This window comes from Pseudomonas sp. LB3P25 (genome assembly GCF_054897985.1).
In genome coordinates, this window is sequence record NZ_CM142711.1 from 2,104,275 (window position 1) to 2,120,246 (window position 15,972).

The 15,972-nt window shown below is 59.0% G+C and carries 17 protein-coding genes and 2 pseudogenes; 10 read left to right on the plus strand and 9 right to left on the minus strand.

Features of this window, described 5'->3' with window-relative positions:
• Positions 1-51: 51 nt before the first annotated feature.
• Positions 52-747 (minus strand): hypothetical protein, encoded by a 696-nt coding sequence (locus ACYZTW_RS09355; protein ID WP_462004618.1) that lies wholly within the window; start codon positions 745-747, stop codon positions 52-54.
• 336 nt (positions 748-1,083) lie between these two features.
• Between ACYZTW_RS09355 and ACYZTW_RS09360 the strand changes: the two genes are divergently transcribed.
• The 4 genes and pseudogenes from ACYZTW_RS09360 to ACYZTW_RS09375 all read left to right on the plus strand — a co-directional run.
• A complete protein-coding gene (locus ACYZTW_RS09360) occupies positions 1,084-1,767 on the plus strand; it encodes a response regulator (RefSeq protein WP_110749457.1) in 684 nt (227 codons plus the stop codon).
• Positions 1,764-3,089, plus strand: coding sequence for an ATP-binding protein (locus ACYZTW_RS09365; protein ID WP_462004619.1), 1,326 nt, complete (start codon positions 1,764-1,766; stop codon positions 3,087-3,089). The genes ACYZTW_RS09360 and ACYZTW_RS09365 overlap by 4 nt, the downstream gene beginning before the upstream one ends.
• A 101-nt stretch (positions 3,090-3,190) precedes the next feature.
• Positions 3,191-3,676 (plus strand): GNAT family N-acetyltransferase, encoded by a 486-nt coding sequence (locus tag ACYZTW_RS09370; RefSeq protein ID WP_462004620.1) that lies wholly within the window; start codon positions 3,191-3,193, stop codon positions 3,674-3,676.
• Positions 3,677-3,753: 77 nt separating this feature from the next.
• Positions 3,754-4,026 (plus strand): annotated as a pseudogene (locus ACYZTW_RS09375) (aminotransferase class III-fold pyridoxal phosphate-dependent enzyme); the annotation flags it as partial.
• 1 nt (position 4,027) lies between these two features.
• Here the strand turns inward: ACYZTW_RS09375 and ACYZTW_RS09380 are convergent.
• The 3 genes and pseudogenes from ACYZTW_RS09380 to ACYZTW_RS09390 form a co-directional block, all read right to left on the minus strand.
• Positions 4,028-4,183 (minus strand): annotated as a pseudogene (locus ACYZTW_RS09380) (PepSY domain-containing protein); the annotation flags it as partial.
• Between the two features lie 314 nt (positions 4,184-4,497).
• Positions 4,498-5,373, minus strand: a complete 876-nt coding sequence (locus tag ACYZTW_RS09385) for an alpha/beta fold hydrolase (protein ID WP_462004621.1) — start codon at positions 5,371-5,373, stop codon at positions 4,498-4,500.
• A 219-nt stretch (positions 5,374-5,592) separates the two neighbouring features.
• A complete protein-coding gene (locus ACYZTW_RS09390) occupies positions 5,593-6,051 on the minus strand; it encodes a VOC family protein (RefSeq protein WP_462004622.1) in 459 nt (152 codons plus the stop codon).
• A 321-nt stretch (positions 6,052-6,372) separates the two neighbouring features.
• Between ACYZTW_RS09390 and ACYZTW_RS09395 the strand changes: the two genes are divergently transcribed.
• The 3 genes from ACYZTW_RS09395 (at position 6,373) to ACYZTW_RS09405 (ending at position 9,138) form a co-directional block, all read left to right on the plus strand.
• Complete coding sequence (locus ACYZTW_RS09395; RefSeq protein WP_462004623.1) at positions 6,373-7,623, plus strand: SfnB family sulfur acquisition oxidoreductase; 1,251 nt, start codon at positions 6,373-6,375, stop codon at positions 7,621-7,623.
• Between the two features lie 2 nt (positions 7,624-7,625).
• Positions 7,626-8,291 (plus strand): methionine ABC transporter permease, encoded by a 666-nt coding sequence (locus ACYZTW_RS09400; protein WP_462004624.1) that lies wholly within the window; start codon positions 7,626-7,628, stop codon positions 8,289-8,291.
• Between the two features lie 76 nt (positions 8,292-8,367).
• Positions 8,368-9,138, plus strand: coding sequence for a MetQ/NlpA family ABC transporter substrate-binding protein (locus ACYZTW_RS09405; RefSeq protein WP_462004625.1), 771 nt, complete (start codon positions 8,368-8,370; stop codon positions 9,136-9,138).
• 109 nt (positions 9,139-9,247) lie between these two features.
• Here ACYZTW_RS09405 and soxR read toward each other — a convergent pair whose 3' ends face one another.
• Positions 9,248-9,715, minus strand: a complete 468-nt coding sequence (soxR, locus tag ACYZTW_RS09410; protein ID WP_462004626.1) for a redox-sensitive transcriptional activator SoxR — start codon at positions 9,713-9,715, stop codon at positions 9,248-9,250.
• Positions 9,716-9,810: 95 nt separating this feature from the next.
• Between soxR and ACYZTW_RS09415 the strand changes: the two genes are divergently transcribed.
• Positions 9,811-10,176 carry an antibiotic biosynthesis monooxygenase gene (locus ACYZTW_RS09415; RefSeq protein WP_462004627.1) on the plus strand — a complete coding sequence of 122 codons (366 nt, stop codon included), beginning with the start codon at positions 9,811-9,813 and terminating at the stop codon, positions 10,174-10,176.
• Here the strand turns inward: ACYZTW_RS09415 and ACYZTW_RS09420 are convergent.
• The 4 genes from ACYZTW_RS09420 to msuE all read right to left on the minus strand — a co-directional run bounded on the left by ACYZTW_RS09420 (position 10,173) and on the right by msuE (position 14,413).
• Positions 10,173-11,276, minus strand: a complete 1,104-nt coding sequence (locus ACYZTW_RS09420) for a sigma-54 interaction domain-containing protein (RefSeq protein WP_462004628.1) — start codon at positions 11,274-11,276, stop codon at positions 10,173-10,175. The two genes, ACYZTW_RS09415 and ACYZTW_RS09420, sit on opposite strands and share 4 nt — an antisense overlap.
• A gap of 23 nt (positions 11,277-11,299) precedes the next feature.
• Entirely contained in the window at positions 11,300-12,487 is a 1,188-nt protein-coding gene (locus ACYZTW_RS09425; protein WP_462004629.1) for an acyl-CoA dehydrogenase family protein, read from the minus strand.
• A 206-nt stretch (positions 12,488-12,693) separates the two neighbouring features.
• Positions 12,694-13,839, minus strand: a complete 1,146-nt coding sequence (gene ssuD, locus ACYZTW_RS09430) for an FMNH2-dependent alkanesulfonate monooxygenase (protein WP_462004630.1) — start codon at positions 13,837-13,839, stop codon at positions 12,694-12,696.
• Between the two features lie 10 nt (positions 13,840-13,849).
• Entirely contained in the window at positions 13,850-14,413 is a 564-nt protein-coding gene (msuE, locus tag ACYZTW_RS09435; RefSeq protein WP_462004631.1) for an FMN reductase, read from the minus strand.
• A gap of 400 nt (positions 14,414-14,813) precedes the next feature.
• Here msuE and ACYZTW_RS09440 point away from each other — a divergent pair, with 400 nt between their 5' ends.
• The gene (locus ACYZTW_RS09440; protein ID WP_462004632.1) at positions 14,814-15,083 is read left to right on the plus strand and encodes a hypothetical protein; all 270 of its coding nucleotides are present in this window, start codon (positions 14,814-14,816) and stop codon (positions 15,081-15,083) included.
• Positions 15,084-15,184: 101 nt separating this feature from the next.
• On the plus strand, positions 15,185-15,799 hold the full coding sequence (locus ACYZTW_RS09445) for a LysE family translocator (protein WP_462004633.1): 615 nt from the start codon (positions 15,185-15,187) through the stop codon (positions 15,797-15,799).
• The last annotated feature ends 173 nt before the right edge of the window (positions 15,800-15,972 follow it).

Genomic DNA, 15,972 nt, shown 5'->3' on the forward strand with positions numbered 1-15,972 from the left:
GTCCATGGGGCAAGTAACAGCGCGTGCGCTGTGCCGAACCTCGGTGAATCCTCAGTCTCTCAATAGCCCAGGCCAGGAGACATCATCGATTTTTTTCGGGCCGGTTTCTGCTCGATTGTCCTTTATGTTGTACCTGATGTATTCGTTGTTGGTCAGAAAGATATAGTAGTAAGAGTCGATAAGGGGGGCGTCGTTTTGCACGGCTGTTATGATTCGGTTTTTATACGGTGCTAATCCTGGCCAAGAGTCAGGTGTTATCGGTGCTCGTGTTACTTTTTTTGTTGTTTGATTGATGATGATGTAGTGCCCGTCATTTGTCAGGAACCGGAATAAGTACTTGGGTGCAAAAACTTCCCACCACGTACCGGCAACGATGCGATCAAAGTAAGGAAGTAGTTGATGCCATAGGGAGTTTTCAAGGCGATAGTTTCCGGTCACTTTGTCAAGATCCTGGTCGTACTTACAGACCATTGGCGTGCTGCTGTCATAATAAAATAGCCACAAAATGTCATCCCCGCCGCCCCCGGAACCCCCCAGCGCGCTGGACGTGAATCCGAAACGCAGGTTTTTGACGTGAGCGTGAAAGCTTCCCCAGTTACTGGATGTGATATCGGCGGGATATCCCTCTTCGACCTTGTTTTCAGCGAGATCAAAACGTGAATATTGATTGGTATCTTTGAAGAAGAAGTAAATTTTATCTTTTCCTGCGCGCCAGTCGACGGCAACAAAGTTCTTAAGTGTTGGCATGATCTGATTCCTTTCAGTCAGGTTAAGTTTCTTTTCAATGATGAAATAGTGTTTTTTTTTGATTGAGGGTTGGTTTGGGTGGGTGCCGGGTTTAGATTATCGCGATGTAATGCACTTTTGTATGTTTTTTATGGGGTGTTTGTTTCGGTTTGAAACCGGGTTGTTTGATGCCAACTAAGCAAAGCGCTCAAATGACGAGGCGATTATCAAATACCCCTCTGATACGCTGGTGCGATGCCTGAATGGAAGACCCTGCTTCTCGTCGGCGGTGGGCCTTGCCATAATTGCGGCTTAATCCTGACCTGCTTCACTCGCGTTTTTGCTCATGGAGCGCCCATGCACGTACTGGTTTGCGAAGACGATGAGCTGATTGCCAGCGGCATCGTTGCCGGCCTCACCGCCCAGGGCTTGACGGTCGAGCACGTGGCCACGGCGTCCGCTGCCCGGGCGATGCTCAAGGTCGCCGAGTTCGACGTGATGGTGCTCGACCTGGGCTTGCCTGATGAAGACGGCCTGAAGCTGTTACAGCAGTTGCGCCATCATGGTCTGGAGATTCCAGTGCTGATTCTTACGGCCCGGGACTCGGTCACCGACCGCGTCGACGGTTTACAAGCCGGCGCTGACGATTACCTGCTCAAGCCTTTCGACCTGCGCGAACTCGCCGCGCGTCTGCACACCCTGCTACGACGGGTGGCGGGGCGCAGCGTCAACCTGATCGAGCACGGCCGTCTGACCTACGACCCGAGCAGTCGCGAAACCATGCTCGGCGGCCAGCCGGTGGACCTGTCCCGTCGTGAGCAGTCGCTGTTGCAGGCTTTGCTGCATAACCGGGGCCGGGTGCTGTCCACCGAGCAACTCAAAGACAGCGTCTATGGCTTCAATGACGAACTGGAAAGCAACGCCCTCAACGTGCATATCCATCACCTGCGGCGCAAACTCGGCAATGGCATTGTCGAGACGGTGCGCGGCCTGGGCTATCGCCTGGGGCCGGCCGATGGCGCAGAGGAATTGAAAAAGTGATGAGCCTGCGTTTGCGCCTGAGCCTGACACTCGGCGCCGCTTTTGCCCTGATCTGGGCCCTGGCGGCGGCCTGGATGCTCAGCGACCTGCGCAACCAGATGATGTTTTCCCTCGACCAGCGGCTGGTGGCCTCGGCACGCATGGTGGCCGGCCTGATGGAGCAATTGCCGGCGTTGCCGAGCAAGGGCGAGGGCACCCATTTCAGCGCTGAACAACTGAACCTCCCCGGCGGCATGGCCTGCCAGGTCAGTTCATTGCGCGGCGAAATCCTCGCCCGCAGTCACACCGATCCGCAACAAACCCTGGAAGCCGAGAAAATGGGCTTCCACGACCAGATGATCGACGGTGCACCGTGGCGCAGTTTCACTCTGGCCCGCGGCGACGTGCGCATCACCACCGCCGACCGGCAGATCGAGCGTGAGGCGCTGAACATGTCGATCCTGCTGGCGGCTTCGGTGCCGGTGGGCGTCGCCTTGCTCGGTTGCCTGTGCCTGCTCTGGCTGGGGATCGGCCAGGGGCTGGCGCCACTCAACCGCATGCGCGATGCCTTGATGCGCCGCAGCGCCGACTCCCTGGAACCTTTGCAGATCCAACCGCTGCCCAGTGAACTGCAACCGTTGCTGGACACCCAGAATCAGCTGTTCCAACGGATCGGCAAGACCATCGAACGGGAACGCCGCCTGACCGGTGACGCCGCCCACGAATTGCGCAGCCCGCTGACGGCGATCAAGACCCATCTGCAAGTGGCGCGCATGACCGAAGGCGTGGCCCGGGATCAGTCCCTGGCCCGGGCCGAAGAGGGCGCCGATCGCCTGCACCGGACCCTTGAGCAGTTGTTGCTGCTGGCGCGGGTCGAGGGCAGTCTGTCGTTCGATGACGGCGTGCAATGCAGCGCCGAGCAGGTGGCGAAACTGGCGATTCAGGACGCCGCCAGTGGTGATCGCCAGCGAATCAAGCTGCAGATGCCGAGCAAATTCTCCGATGCACCGGTGCAAATGCCGGCAGTTTTGTCGATCGCGGCGTTGCGCAACCTGTTGGACAACGCCCTGCGTCATACCCCTGGCGAAGGGGCGGTGGAGCTGAGCCTGGAAACTACTGGCAGTCGTGTGCACTTTTTGGTCCGCGACCACGGCCCGGGGATTGCGGAAGACGATCTGCAACACCTGACCCAACGCTTCTGGCGCAACGGCCAGAGCACCGGCTGCGGCCTCGGTCTGGCGATAGTTCAAGCGATTGTCCAGCGTTGCGGCTGTACATTGCATTTCGACAGTCGGCCGGATGGGTTGCGGGTTGAGCTGACCATGCCGTTGCAACCCATCTAACAAACAACACATCAAAAGTAACTTCTCTCCATTAGCCGCGCGGCTCGAACGGGGCTATCGTCCCCGGCAGCTTTTTCTCAATGGATTGAGGTAACAGCGCCATGGATGCACCCCTACACATTTGCAAGGCAACCCCCGCCGACGCCGGCATCATCAGCCGGATCGTCGAGCGCTCCATTCGCGTGGGTTGCGCGCTCGACCATCGCAACGATCCGCTAACCGTCGCCACCTGGACCCACAACAAAACCATCGAACACGTCCAGCCTTGGCTGACCGACCCGCGGTTGTACCTGAACATCGCCCTGTTGCAGGACAAACCGGTCGGCGTAGCGATGGCTGCGATCAGCGGCAAGGTCGCGTTTTGTTACGTGCAACCGGAATGGTTTCGTCGCGGGGCCGGGCAAGCGCTGGTGCACGACCTCGAAGGCTGGTTGACTGATCAGGGTTTGCGCCAGGCACGACTGAACAGCACCCGCACCAGCGAAGCCTTTTATCGTCATTTGGGTTACCAGCCTTGCGCCAAAACCTTCGCCGTAGCCGGGCTCCACGCCATTCCCATGCACAAAACGCTGACATCATCTTCATAGAAAGCTGATCGAGGGTCTAAATCCTCGGCGCCCTGATGCGTTTCCAGAACAGGAAAACCTTATTGAGGGGTCGAGAGATGTCAGTCGCTACCAGCCTTATGGAAGATCAGTCGGCCCGGATCACTCCGGTGCCGGCCGAGACGCTTTATCAGTTCAACGAATCGCCGCTGCTGGCCCGTCAAAACCAGCAGGAATCGAATGCCCGCAGCTATCCGCGACGCATTCCCCTGGCCCTCAAACGTGCCAAGGGCATTTATGTCGAAGACGTTGAAGGCCGCCGTTTCATCGACTGCCTGGCCGGCGCCGGGACGTTGGCCCTTGGGCACAACCATCCGGTGGTGATCGAAGCGGGGTGGCGCGCATTTGCGGGTTGGCCAGCCAGACGATTTCCTGGCTGACCACTGCCAGGGTGCCGGTCACGCAGACGATCAGTACGAAAAACCAGATCGGCAATGCCAGCCAGCTATGGACCAGAAACCAGAGTTTTGAACGGGATTTCTTCGACATGATTAAAGGTCTTGTTTCGATGAGAGGGCCGTGGCTTTTGCCTGCGCGGGCGACTGCATCTAAATAAGACGGATGAGCATCGAAAATCCCGAAGGGGGATGTGAAAGAAAATGTTTCGCGATATCGCTTGGCTGGTTTCTGTAGGAGCAAAGCTTGCTCGTAATTGCTCTCTGTCATTCAACATTGATGTTGACTGGGCTACCGCTATCGCGAGCAAGCTTTGCTCCTACAGAGTCATGAGCGTTGTGTACTTGCGCTGATCCAACACGAAACCTGGCGGTATGAACCGCCAGCATAGCTGTGGGGCGCAGCGATCAGAGCAGGAAACCCAGCACTTCGGCGAGCAGCAGTTCGGGGGCTTCTTCGGCGATGTAATGGCCGGCGGGCAGCGCCTTGCCACGGACGTCGGTGGCGACGTGTTGCCATTCCTTGAGCGGCTCGAAACAACGCCCGACCGTGCCTTCTGCGCCCCATAGCACCAGCAACGGCAGATTCAGATGACGGCCGACTGCGATATCGGCGCGGTCATGCTCCAGATCCGTGCTGGCGCTGGCGCGATAATCCTCGCAGATACCGCGCGCGGTGCCCGACAGTTTCAGGCAGCGCAGGTACTCAGCGAATGCTTCCGGCGTGAACGGTTTGAGCCCGGCGCTGCGACTGCCCATCACGCTGCGAAGATAAGATTCTGGATCCGCTTCAATCAATGTTTCCGGCAACGGTGCCGGGCGGATCAGGAAAAACCAGTGCCAGTAGGCGCGGGCAAAGGCTTCGTTGGTTTGCGCGTACATCGACAGGGTGGGCGCGATGTCGAGAAGCACCATGCGTTGCACGGCAGCGGGATGGTCGAGGGCCAGGCGATGGGCAACGCGGGCGCCACGGTCGTGGGCCAGCACCGAGAACTGTTCGAAGCCCAGGGACTTCATCAGCTCCACGCCGTCCTTGGCCATTTCGCGTTTGGAGTAATGGGTGTGGTGATCGTTGGCCGGCGGTTTGCTGCTGTCGCCGTAACCGCGCAGGTCGGCGGCGATGACGGTGAAGTGCTCGGCCAGTTGTTCGGCGATTTTGTGCCAGATGACGTGGGTCTGCGGGTGACCGTGCAATAACAGCAGGCCCGGCCCGCTGCCGCCGATGCGGTAGGCAATGTCCACACCGTTGACGTGGCGCTGGTCTTTCAGGAATCCGGCGAACATGGATGACTCCTTGTAGTAGTTGCCTGCATCCTGAAATCGTTGCGCGCTTATGGCAAGGCGCAAAGCGTGGTGCGCTTGTTCATGAAGTGTGTTCGAGGGGGGGTTGTTGTTTGGGATGCCGCCTTCGCGAGCAGGCTCGCTCCCACAATGGATGTGTGAATACCGTCCACTGTGGGAGCGAGCTTGCTCGCGATGAGGCCTTAACATTCACCGCAAAACTCAACCCTTTTGAAACATCTCCTTCGCCCGCTGCTCAATCTGCTCCTGAGTCAGGTCTTCCTTGCGCGTGGCCAGAAACCACAGATGCCCATAGGGATCCTTCAAGGTCCCCGAGCGGTCGCCATAAAACTGATCCTTGACCTCGGACACCACCGTGCCACCGGCGGCAATCGCCTGTTTGTAAGACTTGTCCACATCGTTCACATACAGATGCAGGCCCACAGACGGCGCCTTGCCCGGATTGCTCAGCGGGCCCTGATCGCAAGGTGTGCCAAGCATGATCGGGCAATCGCCGATGCGCAGTTCGGCGTGGCCGATGCCGCCATCGGGCATGGACAGACGCATGACTTCGGTGGCGCCAAAGGCTTTCTTGTAGAACTCGATGGCTTCGGCTGCTTTTTGAATGCCCAGATAAGGCGTGATGCTGTGATAACCCTCTGGAATGGGTTTGACGCTCATGGTGGTTCTCCCTGTTTTTTGTTTTGGGATGAAGGTGGTCCTTCGCCGATTTACAACCTATGAAGAGTAGTAGGAGCTGCCGAAGGCTGCGATCTTTTGACCTTGGCTGCGGTGCGGCCGACGAAAAATCAAGATCAAAAGATCGTCCGAACGCGGCCCGAGCCTTCGGCAGCTCCTACAGGGTGTAAGGCATAACAACGCCACTGTTCAGCCATCAACAGCGAAGCAGCAGATTGCCCGGGTTTTCTCATCGAAAACACCTTTGAACGGCCCTGAACGCCCCGAAAAAATTGGTTCGGACGGTCAGGCACAGAAGCTGCAATGCCCTCTGGTAAACACTGGTACCGAGAGCCTTGTACGCCTGAATCTGCCGTTTATCCGATCAATCCACCGGCCGCCCATCGGATCGCCAACGAAGCCGAAGCCTTGCGCGTCGCCGAACGCATTGCCGCGGTGTTGCAGGAACAAGACGCCGAGCGCGATCGCACCCGCCAGGTGCCCGCCGAGATCGTCGACCTGTATTCCAACAGCGGTTTGTGGGGCATTAGCGTGCCGAAAGCATTTGGCGGCGCGCAGGTGTCCTACGCGGTGTTGGCGCAGGTCATCGCGATCATCTCGGCGGCCGATCCGTCCCTGGGGCAAATCCCGCAAAACCACTATTGCCTGCTCGAAGACATTCGCCTGCAAGGCACGCCTGAGCAGCAAGCGCACTTCTTCGGGCTGGCGCTGCAAGGTCACCGATTTGCCAATGCCTTGTCGGAAACCGGCGGCAAGCATGTGCAGGATATTCAGGCGACCCTCCGCCGTTACGGCGACGGCCATGTGATCAACGGTCGCAAAGGTTATTGCACCGGTTCGCTCTACGCCCACTGGCTGGCGGTGCTGGCGCTGGACGAAGAGCAGAAGGGCCAGTTGGCCTTTGTCGAGCGCGGCACCCAAGGGCTGGTGATCGTCGACGATTGGGACAGCATCGGTCAGCGCACCACCTCCAGCGGCACGGTGCTGGCTGAGGACCTGCACGTCTCGGCGTTCAATCTGTTCCCGACGTATCGCTCTTATGAAACACCCACCCTGGCGGGCCCGTTCGCGCAGTTGACCACCGCGGCCATTGACGCCGGCATCGCCCGTGCGGCCCTGCGAGACACCATCACATTCGTTCAGCAATTCGCCCGGCCGTGGATCGACGCGGGTGTGGAAAAGGCCAGTGAAGATCCGCTGACCATCATTCAGGTCGGTGGCCTGGAGATTCGTCTGGAAGCGGCCGAAGCCTTACTGGAACGAGCCGGTTGGGCGCTCGATGCCGCACGTTCGGCGCCAGACGAAGACAACGTCGCGCAAGCCTCATTGGCCGTCGCCAAAGCCAAAGTACTGACCACCGAAATCGCCATCGAGGCCAGCAACAAGCTCTTCGAGCTCGGCGGCACCCGCTCGACCCTGAAGAAGCACAACTTCGACCGTCACTGGCGCAACGCCCGTGTCCATACCCTGCACGACCCGGTGCGCTGGAAGTACCAGGTGGTCGGCAACGGGCTGCTCAATGGCGTCAAGCCACCGCGTCACGACTGGTCCTGATCATGGCCGAGCTGCTGAAAAATATTTATTGGGCCGACATTGCCCAGGCCTGCCTCGACACCCTGAGCATGCTCGGTGCCGCCCTCGGTTTTACCGTGGTGCTGGGGCTGCCGCTGGGCGTGGTGCTGTTCCTCACCGGTAAGCGCCAATTGCATGAAGCGGTCGGGGTTTATCGGGTGCTGTCGGTGATCGTGAACACGCTGCGCTCGCTGCCGTTCATCATTTTGCTGATCGTGCTGATTCCCCTGACCACGCTGTTGGTGGGCACTTCGCTCGGCGTGCCGGGGACGATCCCGCCGCTGGTGGTCGGTTGCACGCCGTTCTTCGCGCGGCTGGTGGAAACCGTGTTGCGTGAAGTCGATCGCGGGGTCGTGGAGGCGACCCAGGCCATGGGCGGCAACACCTGGCAAATCATCCGCCATACCTTGTTGCCCGAAGCGCGGGGAGGGTTGCTGGCGGCGGTTACGGTGACCGCGATTGTGCTGGTGGATTACACGGCAATGGCCGGCGTGATTGGTGGCGGTGGTCTTGGCGACCTGGCGATCCGCTACGGCTATCAGCGTTTTCAGACCGATGTGATGGTGGTCACCGTGGTGCTTTTGCTGATCCTGGTCCAGGCCCTGCAAATGACCGGCGACCGACTGGTGGCGCGCTACAGCCGACGATAAACAGTTCGATTCAATCATTAAAAATCGGCCCAACGTCCACCCTACGACGGCCACTCAATCTGCCTAGGAGCACAGCATGAAAAAGACCCTGGCCATTCTGGCTGCCGTCCTGTCGTTCAACGTTCACGCCAACGAGAAACTCATCGTCGGCGCCACCCCGGTGCCGCACGCGGAAATCCTCGAATTCGTCAAACCGGCCCTGGCCAAGGAAGGCGTGGACCTGGACATCAAAGTCTTTACTGACTTTATCCAGCCCAACCAGCAATTGGCCTTGAAGAACCTCGACGCCAACTATTACCAGTACCGACCGTTCCTCGATGACTTCAACAAAACCCGCCATACCGATCTGGTGCCGGTGGTCGGTGTGCACATTGAACCGTTTGGCGCTTACTCGACCAAGATCAAAAACATCGCCGAACTGAAGGATGGCGCCACTGTATCGATCCCCAATGACCCGGTGAACACTGGCCGTGCACTGGTTCTGCTAGACGAAGCCGGCCTGATCAAACTCAAGGACCCGAGCAACACCCAGGCCACTCAGCGCGACATCATCGAAAACCCCAAACACCTGAAAATTCGTGAACTGGAAGGTGCGCTACTGGCACGTTCGGTGAGCCAGGTGGACCTGGCGTTTGTCTTCGCCAACTACGCCCTGGAAGCGGGGATTGATACCAACAGCGCGTTGATCGTCGAGAAGGGCAAGAGTCTGTACATCGAGTTTCTGGTCGCGCGGCCGGACAACATCAATGATCCAGGCTTGCAGAAATTGGCCAAAGCGTTGAATTCCGATGAGGTTCGGCAGTTCATTTTGACCCGCTACAAAGGACAGATTGCGCCGGGGTTCTAAAACCTCATCGACTGACAGGCCGCTTTCGCGAGCAGGCTCGCTCCCACACTGGATTTGTGAACGCCACAGATCAAATGTGGGAGCGAGCCTGCTCGCGAAGGCCGCAACGCTATTTCGGATCAGCCTTCGTTTCAAGAAGCTGCGCCCCCGGCCCCTGTTCCCCCAACACATCGCCAAAATTGCGCAACGGACATGCCTCCATCGACAGGCACCCACACCCAATGCAGCCATTGAGCCGATCCCGCAGCAAGGTCAGCTGATTGATCCGCTCATCCAGATCCCGACTCCACTGCGCCGACAACACCTTCCAGTCCGCCGCCGTCGGGGCGTGGTTATCCGGCAGGGACTTGAGCGCCTCGCCAATCTCCGCCAACGGAATACCCAATCGCTGAGCCACTTTGATCAACGCCACCCGCCGCAACACTTCCCGTGGATAACGCCTCTGGTTGCCCTGGTTGCGATTACTTTTGATCAAACCCTTGGATTCGTAAAAGTGCAGTGCGGTGACCGCGACGCCGCTGCGCGCAGCCAATTGGCCGACGGTGAGTTCCTTGTGCAGATTTTCCGAGGTGATCATTTAAAAAATGCCCCTTGACCTCAAGTTAACTCGAGGTTTTACCCTGCAAGCCTTCGGATCGCAAGATCCGGCTTACAGGTGAGTGGGGACTATTCATGCAAGCACTAGAGAAAAATCGCAGCTTCACCCAATTGATTGAATTCGAGATCGAACCTCATCAACAGCCCGCACTGGTGTCGGCGCTGTCGAAGCAGACCGAACGTCTAGCCCAGGGCTACAGCGGTTTTCTGAGTGCCAGCATCCAGGCCAGCGACGATGGCCGGCGGGTGCTCAATTACCTGCAATGGCAAACTCGCGAGGCGGGAGAAGCCGCGTTTCAAAGCTTTGAAAGCGGCGAGCAGGATTTCTGGCAGCTGATCCGTGCTCATCAAGCGAAAACCGTGACCTTCGGCTCGTTCCAGGTGCTGCACAGCCTGGAACGCAGCCACGACAACGCGCTGCACTGCAATCTGGTGGGTTAGATCGACAGCTGCATGACACGCTCGCCTTGAAGGTTTTCCGTGGGGCGGCGCTTGTTTACCGCCAGTTCGCCGATCTTGATCAGTCGCGTGCGGGTTACGTTGCGGCTCAGCCCCAGCAGCGCAGCGGTGTGCACCTGGTTGTAATGGCTGAAACGATAGGCGGCTCGCAGCAACGCGTCTTCGACTTTCTCGTGCAGCGCCCCGGCCTGTTCTTCGAAGAGTTTTTGAAAGGCCCGTTCGAGCAGGGCTTCCGGTGAATCGTTGACGTTGCTGTGGTAATCGTCCTGGCGCTCGATGCGCATGTTCGACAGCCGCAGGTCGTCGCGTTCGATCACGCCGTTACGGCAGATCAATAGGGTGTGGTGAATGACGTTTTCCAGTTCGCGGATGTTGCCCGGCCAACTGTAGCTGCGCAGTTTCAGTTCGGCCTCTTTGCTGATGGTGATGGTGCCGTAACCGAGGCGCTGGCTGTAGGCTTCGACGAAGTGTCGGGTCAGCGGCAGGATGTCGCCGGGGCGGTCGCGCAGCGGGCTCAATTCCAGGCTGACCACGTCGAGGCGGTAGTACAAGTCCTCGCGGAAATGCCCGGCGTTGATGGCTTTCTCCAGTTGCACGTTGGTCGCGGCCAGCACGCGCACGTTGATGGGGATGCTCTTGCGCGAACCCAGTCGCACCACTTCACGCTCCTGCAACACCCGCAACAACTTGACCTGAATCGCCATCGGCAAATCGCCGATTTCATCGAGGAACAACGTGCCGCCGTCGGCCTCCTCGAACCATCCGGCCTTGGCGCTCAGCGCCCCGGTGAAGGCACCTTTTTCATGGCCGAACAACTCGGCCTCCACCAGGGATTCGGAGAACGCGCCGCAGTTCACCGCCACGAATGGCCGGTTACGCCGGGCGCTGAGGTTGTGGATATGCCGCGCCACCAGTTCCTTGCCGGTGCCGGTTTCGCCGATGATCAGCACGCTGGCTTCACTCGGTGCGACTTGTTGAATGTGGGCGAGCAAGGCCTGGGATTTCGGGTCTTCGAACACCTGCGCCGTGGCGCGGATCGAGGTGGCCAGAGCGGGCGAGGGCGGTAAGGTCAGCAGTTGCATGGGCAGGCTCCATGAATAGAAGGCTATGAATAGAAAGTCGGGATCGGCAGGGACTGGTTCAGTGCCCAGTCACCCAGTTCATGGAGTTTGTAATCCACCGGGTCGTGCAGGGTTTGCGTGCGCAGGTTGCGCCAGTGGCGGTCCAGTCGCAGTGAGGCATGAGTTGAACGGGCGCCGGTCACTTCGAACAACCGGCTACAGAGTTCCAGACCATTGCGAGTGGCGGCGACCTTGGCCGTGGCGATGGCGTTAGCCAGGTGTCCACGTTCTTCGGCGCTGAGGTTCGGGCCTTTGGCCCAGGCCTTGTCGAGCAGCCCGGCAGCGCGCTCCACCAGCAGTCGAACACTTTCGAGGGCGACCCAAAACTCGCCATAGTGGCCGAGTACATAAGGATCCTGACGCACATCCTGAGCGCTGGATTTGTGCCACGGACGGGTTTCGGTGAGGGTGTATTGCCGCGCTTCTTCGAAGGCACCTTCGGCGATGCCGAGGAACATGTGCGTGAACGTCAGTTGGGCAATCAACGGCCGAAGGCAGGCGAATGGCGTACTCAGCGGACCCGGATCGAGCAGCAGTTCCGACTCTTCGACCCGCACCCGTTCGAACGTCGCACTGCCGCTGTCGGTCTGGCGCTGGCCCATGTTGTTCCAGTCGTTGTGCAAGGTGATGCCGCTGCGACCGCTGGGAATCGCGGCGATCAACAGCTTGCCGCCAGCGCTTTCGTCGACGGCGGAGGCGATCAGCATTTGCGAATCGCTGGCGCCGGAGCAGAAGCTTTTCTTGCCGGAAAACTCACGCCAGCCACCGAGGTTTTTCACCACGGTGCGGGTGTCCAGCGGGTTGAGGGCGTTGCCCCAGAACCAGTTCTTGCGCGCGGTCTGTTCGAACCATGGCTGCCACTGCTCGGGCCGGGCGAACAGGCGCACGGTGGCGAGCATCAGGTGATGGAAGCCGAAAACATGGGCTATCGAGCTGTCGACTTTGGCGAACTCGCGCACGATGGTCAGGGTTTCACTCCAGCTGGCGCCGAGGCCGCCGTACTGGACGGGAATGCTTAAGGCGAGCAGACCGCTGTGGCGCAACGCGTCACGTTCAGCTTTGGGCGTACCGCCACGTTCATCGCGCTCGACAGCGGTCAGGGCAAACTCGGCCGCCAATCGGCGAGCGGTGTGCAAGGGGGATATCAGGGCGCTTTGCGGCTTGGCAGTCACGCGGGGTTCCTCATAAAAATCGACGCAATCCCCTGTGGGAGCGAGCCTTTGTGGCGAGGGAGCTTGCTCCCGCCGGACTGCGAAGCAGTCCCTGAACAGTCCGGCGCGGTATGTATGAAATCCGCATCAACCGGTCTACGACTGCTTCGCAGCCGAGCGGGAGCAAGCTCCCTCGCCACAAGATTCCTGTCCTTCAGAGAGGTTCTTCAGGCCGTGGCTTTAGCCGGCAGCACATCATTGGCAATCATTTCGCCAAACGGCCCGGTAAGGTTGGTAACCCCGCGTCCGGCAAGGCTGGCGTACGGCTCAGGCAACAGCGGGAACACCAGCTCGGCAAAGCGATAAGCCTCTTCGAGGTGCGGATAGCCGGAGAAGATGAAGCTCTCGATTCCCATATCCGCGTACTCCTTGATTCGCGCCGCCACTTGCTGCGGATCGCCCACCAACGCCGTCCCGGCACCGCCGCGTACCAGGCCGACACCGGCCCACAGGTTGGGGGATATTTCCAGGTTGTCGCGGCGCCCGTCATGCAACGCCGCCATGCGCCGCTGACCTTCTGAATCGAAACGCGAGAACGACTTCTGCGCGGCCGCGATGGTCTCGTCGCTGATGTGCTCGATGAGTTTATCCGCGGCTTTCCAGGCCTCTTCGGCGGTCTCGCGAACGATCACGTGCAAGCGAATCCCGAACTTCACCGTGCGACCGTTTCGCGCTGCGCGCTCACGCACATCGGCCAGTTTTTCCGCCACGGCGGCCGGTGGTTCGCCCCACGTCAGGTAGACATCAACCTGCTCGGCGGCCAGTTCATGGGCGGCCTCGGAAGAGCCACCGAAGTACAGCGGTGGATAGGGTTTCTGCACCGGCGGATACAGCGCCTTGGCGTTCTGCACTTGCAGGTGCTTGCCTTCGAAATCCACCGATTCGCCTTGCAGCACCCGGCGCCAGATTTTCAGGAATTCGTCGGTCACTTCGTAGCGTTCGCTGTGATCGAGGAAGATGCCGTCGCCACGGTTTTCATCCGGGTCACCGCCCGTGACCACGTTGATCAGCAAGCGGCCATTGGACAGTCGATCCAGTGTCGCGGCCATGCGCGCCGAGACTGTCGGCGAGATGACTCCTGGCCGGATCGCTACCAGATAACGCAGGCGTTCGGTCAGCGGCACCAGCGCCGAAGCAATCACCCACGAATCCTCGCAGGAGCGCCCGGTAGGAATCAGTACGCCGTGGTAGCCGAGGCTGTCGGCTGCCTGGGCCACTTGTTTCAGGTAGTTGAGTGTCACCGGGCGTGCGCCCTGAGTGGTGCCCAGGTAATGGCCATCGCCGTGAGTCGGCAGAAACCAGAAAACATCCATGAAGAAATCCTTAAGCGATTTTCAGCAGATTTTTGGGGTGCACGCCAAACAACGGCGCGGCGCGTTCTGCAGCAAGACGAATGCGGGCCTTCAAGGGCTCACTGGTTATTTGATAATTCGAGAAATCGGCTTCGGTGGCATAGACGCCAATGGGCAACGTCAGGGCCTGGAAGAAACTGAACAGCGGCCGCAACTGATGATCGAGGACCAGCGCATGGCGTTCGCTGCCACCGGTGGCGGCCAGCAATACCGGCGTGTCGATCAATGCATTGAGGTCGATCAAGTCGAACAGATGCTTGAGCAGTCCAGGGTAGGAACCGCGATAAACCGGCGCGGCGACGATCAGCAGGTCGGCGTTCTCGATCGCTTGCAACTCGGCTACGATCTCGGCGCTCAATTCCTGACGGGACAGTGCGGCGCCCAACGGTCGGGCGATGTCACCCAGTTCGATCAGCTTGCTTTCAATCGGCAATTGCTCGGCCAGTTGCGCCAACAGCGCCTGGGTCAGCACCAACGTGCGGGACGGACGCCAGGTACCGCCGGAGAGGGCAACGACTTTCAATGGACGCGACATGATCAGTTCCTTTTTAAACAGTTGCTCAGGGAGCAGTGAGTAGTCACTGACAGTGAGCAAGAGCTGTACCAATCCCTCGGAGCCCAGATTTACGGGGCTTTCAGCGTGTTGGCCGGTAGACGCTGTTCGAATGGCAGCGCTGTTTGTTGAATGACTGTTGCCTGGCAAACAGTTGCTTGGGCAACAGTGCGCGAAGCGATGCAGTTGTTATAAAGGCTCGGTGTTATTCCGTAAAAGACCGTAAATTAATATTTATAGATCGTTTGGAGATATAAGACGGTCTGCCTGAGTGGCGTTAGGAAAATTCGATAGCCACTATCGAGAGCGTTGATTTCTACTGGTCGGATGCCCGGCGTAGCCTGCGTTCATTGTCTCGAACCCAGTTGCCAGGACGCTCACCATGAAACCTCTAATCGCTACTTTCTTGCTGCTTGCGGTCTCCGTTCTCGCCGGATGTGCCAGCCATGTTTCCCCGGAATTACGGCCGTACACCGCGGAAGAAACCAGGGAATTGGCACTTGAGGCGTTGAATCGTCGCGGTCTGTCTTTCGAGGAGTACCACGCGAAGAAAGCCGAATTGCTCGGCCAACCGCAAAAGTCGTTCAGTTTCGACAAACAAGGCGAGATGAACGCCGAACGTGCTGTACAGCTTCACGGTCGTCCTAGCTGACCGGAAACTGTACCGCTCGAAGTTTCACGCAACTGTCCGTGGGTTTCCCTAAAGGCCTGCGATAGGGTCAACACCTGACTGACCCTAATGGACTGCCACCCATGACGCTCTCGCTCGACTTGCTGCTGGGCTTCGCCCTGTTTGCGCTTGTCACCTCGATTACTCCCGGCCCCAACAACACGATGTTGCTGGCATCGGGCGTGAACTTCGGCTTTAACCGCACCATTCCCCACATGCTTGGCATCACCTGCGGCTTCTTCGTGCTCGTGGTGGCGGTAGGTTTCGGCTTGGGCGCAGTGTTTCAAACCTATCCTTTGCTCTACAGCGTGCTGCGTTACGTCGGCGCCGCGTATTTGTTGTATCTGGCGTGGAAAATCGCCCATTCAGGACCGGTTTCCGAGAGTGAAAAGGGCGAGAGTCAGCCGATCAGCTATTTGGGTGCCGCTGCGTTTCAGTGGGTCAATCCCAAAGCCTGGATCATGGCCATCGGTGCCATCAGCACCTACACGCCGATGCAGGGCTACTTCACCAACGTGATTGTGATTGCGGCAGTGTTCGCCTTGATCAACCTGCCGAGCGTCAGTGTCTGGGCGGGCTGTGGCACGTTGTTACGCAACGTGCTGAAGGATCGCCGCTGGTTGCGGCTGTTCAACTGGGGCATGGCCTTGCTGCTGGTGGCTTCGCTGTATCCGTTGCTGCTCGAAAGCTTTAGCTGACGCATTGCTTCAACCGGTTGCCCGATGCCTGTTAAGCTCGACTTCAGGAGCGTTCCTACGCACTTTTAAATGAAGTTGTTCTTCTTTAACGGCCTCCGATCAGGTATTTCTAACGCTCTGAACGATCGGCGCAGCTCACGAGGCTGCGCTTTGACGTTTCAGTGACGAGCCTC

What these genes read in the sequence shown, in the direction of transcription:
- ACYZTW_RS09355 (WP_462004618.1), bottom strand. Translation starts at nt 747, where the DNA reads ATGCCAACACTTAAGAACTTTGTTGCCGTCGACTGGCGCGCAGGAAAA.
- ACYZTW_RS09360 (WP_110749457.1), top strand. Translation starts at nt 1,084, where the DNA reads ATGCACGTACTGGTTTGCGAAGACGATGAGCTGATTGCCAGCGGCATC.
- ACYZTW_RS09370 (WP_462004620.1), top strand. Translation starts at nt 3,191, where the DNA reads ATGGATGCACCCCTACACATTTGCAAGGCAACCCCCGCCGACGCCGGC.
- ACYZTW_RS09385 (WP_462004621.1), bottom strand. Translation starts at nt 5,373, where the DNA reads ATGTTCGCCGGATTCCTGAAAGACCAGCGCCACGTCAACGGTGTGGAC.
- ACYZTW_RS09390 (WP_462004622.1), bottom strand. Translation starts at nt 6,051, where the DNA reads ATGAGCGTCAAACCCATTCCAGAGGGTTATCACAGCATCACGCCTTAT.
- ACYZTW_RS09395 (WP_462004623.1), top strand. Translation starts at nt 6,373, where the DNA reads ATGCCCTCTGGTAAACACTGGTACCGAGAGCCTTGTACGCCTGAATCT.
- ACYZTW_RS09400 (WP_462004624.1), top strand. Translation starts at nt 7,626, where the DNA reads ATGGCCGAGCTGCTGAAAAATATTTATTGGGCCGACATTGCCCAGGCC.
- ACYZTW_RS09405 (WP_462004625.1), top strand. Translation starts at nt 8,368, where the DNA reads ATGAAAAAGACCCTGGCCATTCTGGCTGCCGTCCTGTCGTTCAACGTT.
- soxR (WP_462004626.1), bottom strand. Translation starts at nt 9,715, where the DNA reads ATGATCACCTCGGAAAATCTGCACAAGGAACTCACCGTCGGCCAATTG.
- ACYZTW_RS09415 (WP_462004627.1), top strand. Translation starts at nt 9,811, where the DNA reads ATGCAAGCACTAGAGAAAAATCGCAGCTTCACCCAATTGATTGAATTC.
- ACYZTW_RS09420 (WP_462004628.1), bottom strand. Translation starts at nt 11,276, where the DNA reads ATGCAACTGCTGACCTTACCGCCCTCGCCCGCTCTGGCCACCTCGATC.
- ssuD (WP_462004630.1), bottom strand. Translation starts at nt 13,839, where the DNA reads ATGGATGTTTTCTGGTTTCTGCCGACTCACGGCGATGGCCATTACCTG.
- msuE (WP_462004631.1), bottom strand. Translation starts at nt 14,413, where the DNA reads ATGTCGCGTCCATTGAAAGTCGTTGCCCTCTCCGGCGGTACCTGGCGT.
- ACYZTW_RS09440 (WP_462004632.1), top strand. Translation starts at nt 14,814, where the DNA reads ATGAAACCTCTAATCGCTACTTTCTTGCTGCTTGCGGTCTCCGTTCTC.
- ACYZTW_RS09445 (WP_462004633.1), top strand. Translation starts at nt 15,185, where the DNA reads ATGACGCTCTCGCTCGACTTGCTGCTGGGCTTCGCCCTGTTTGCGCTT.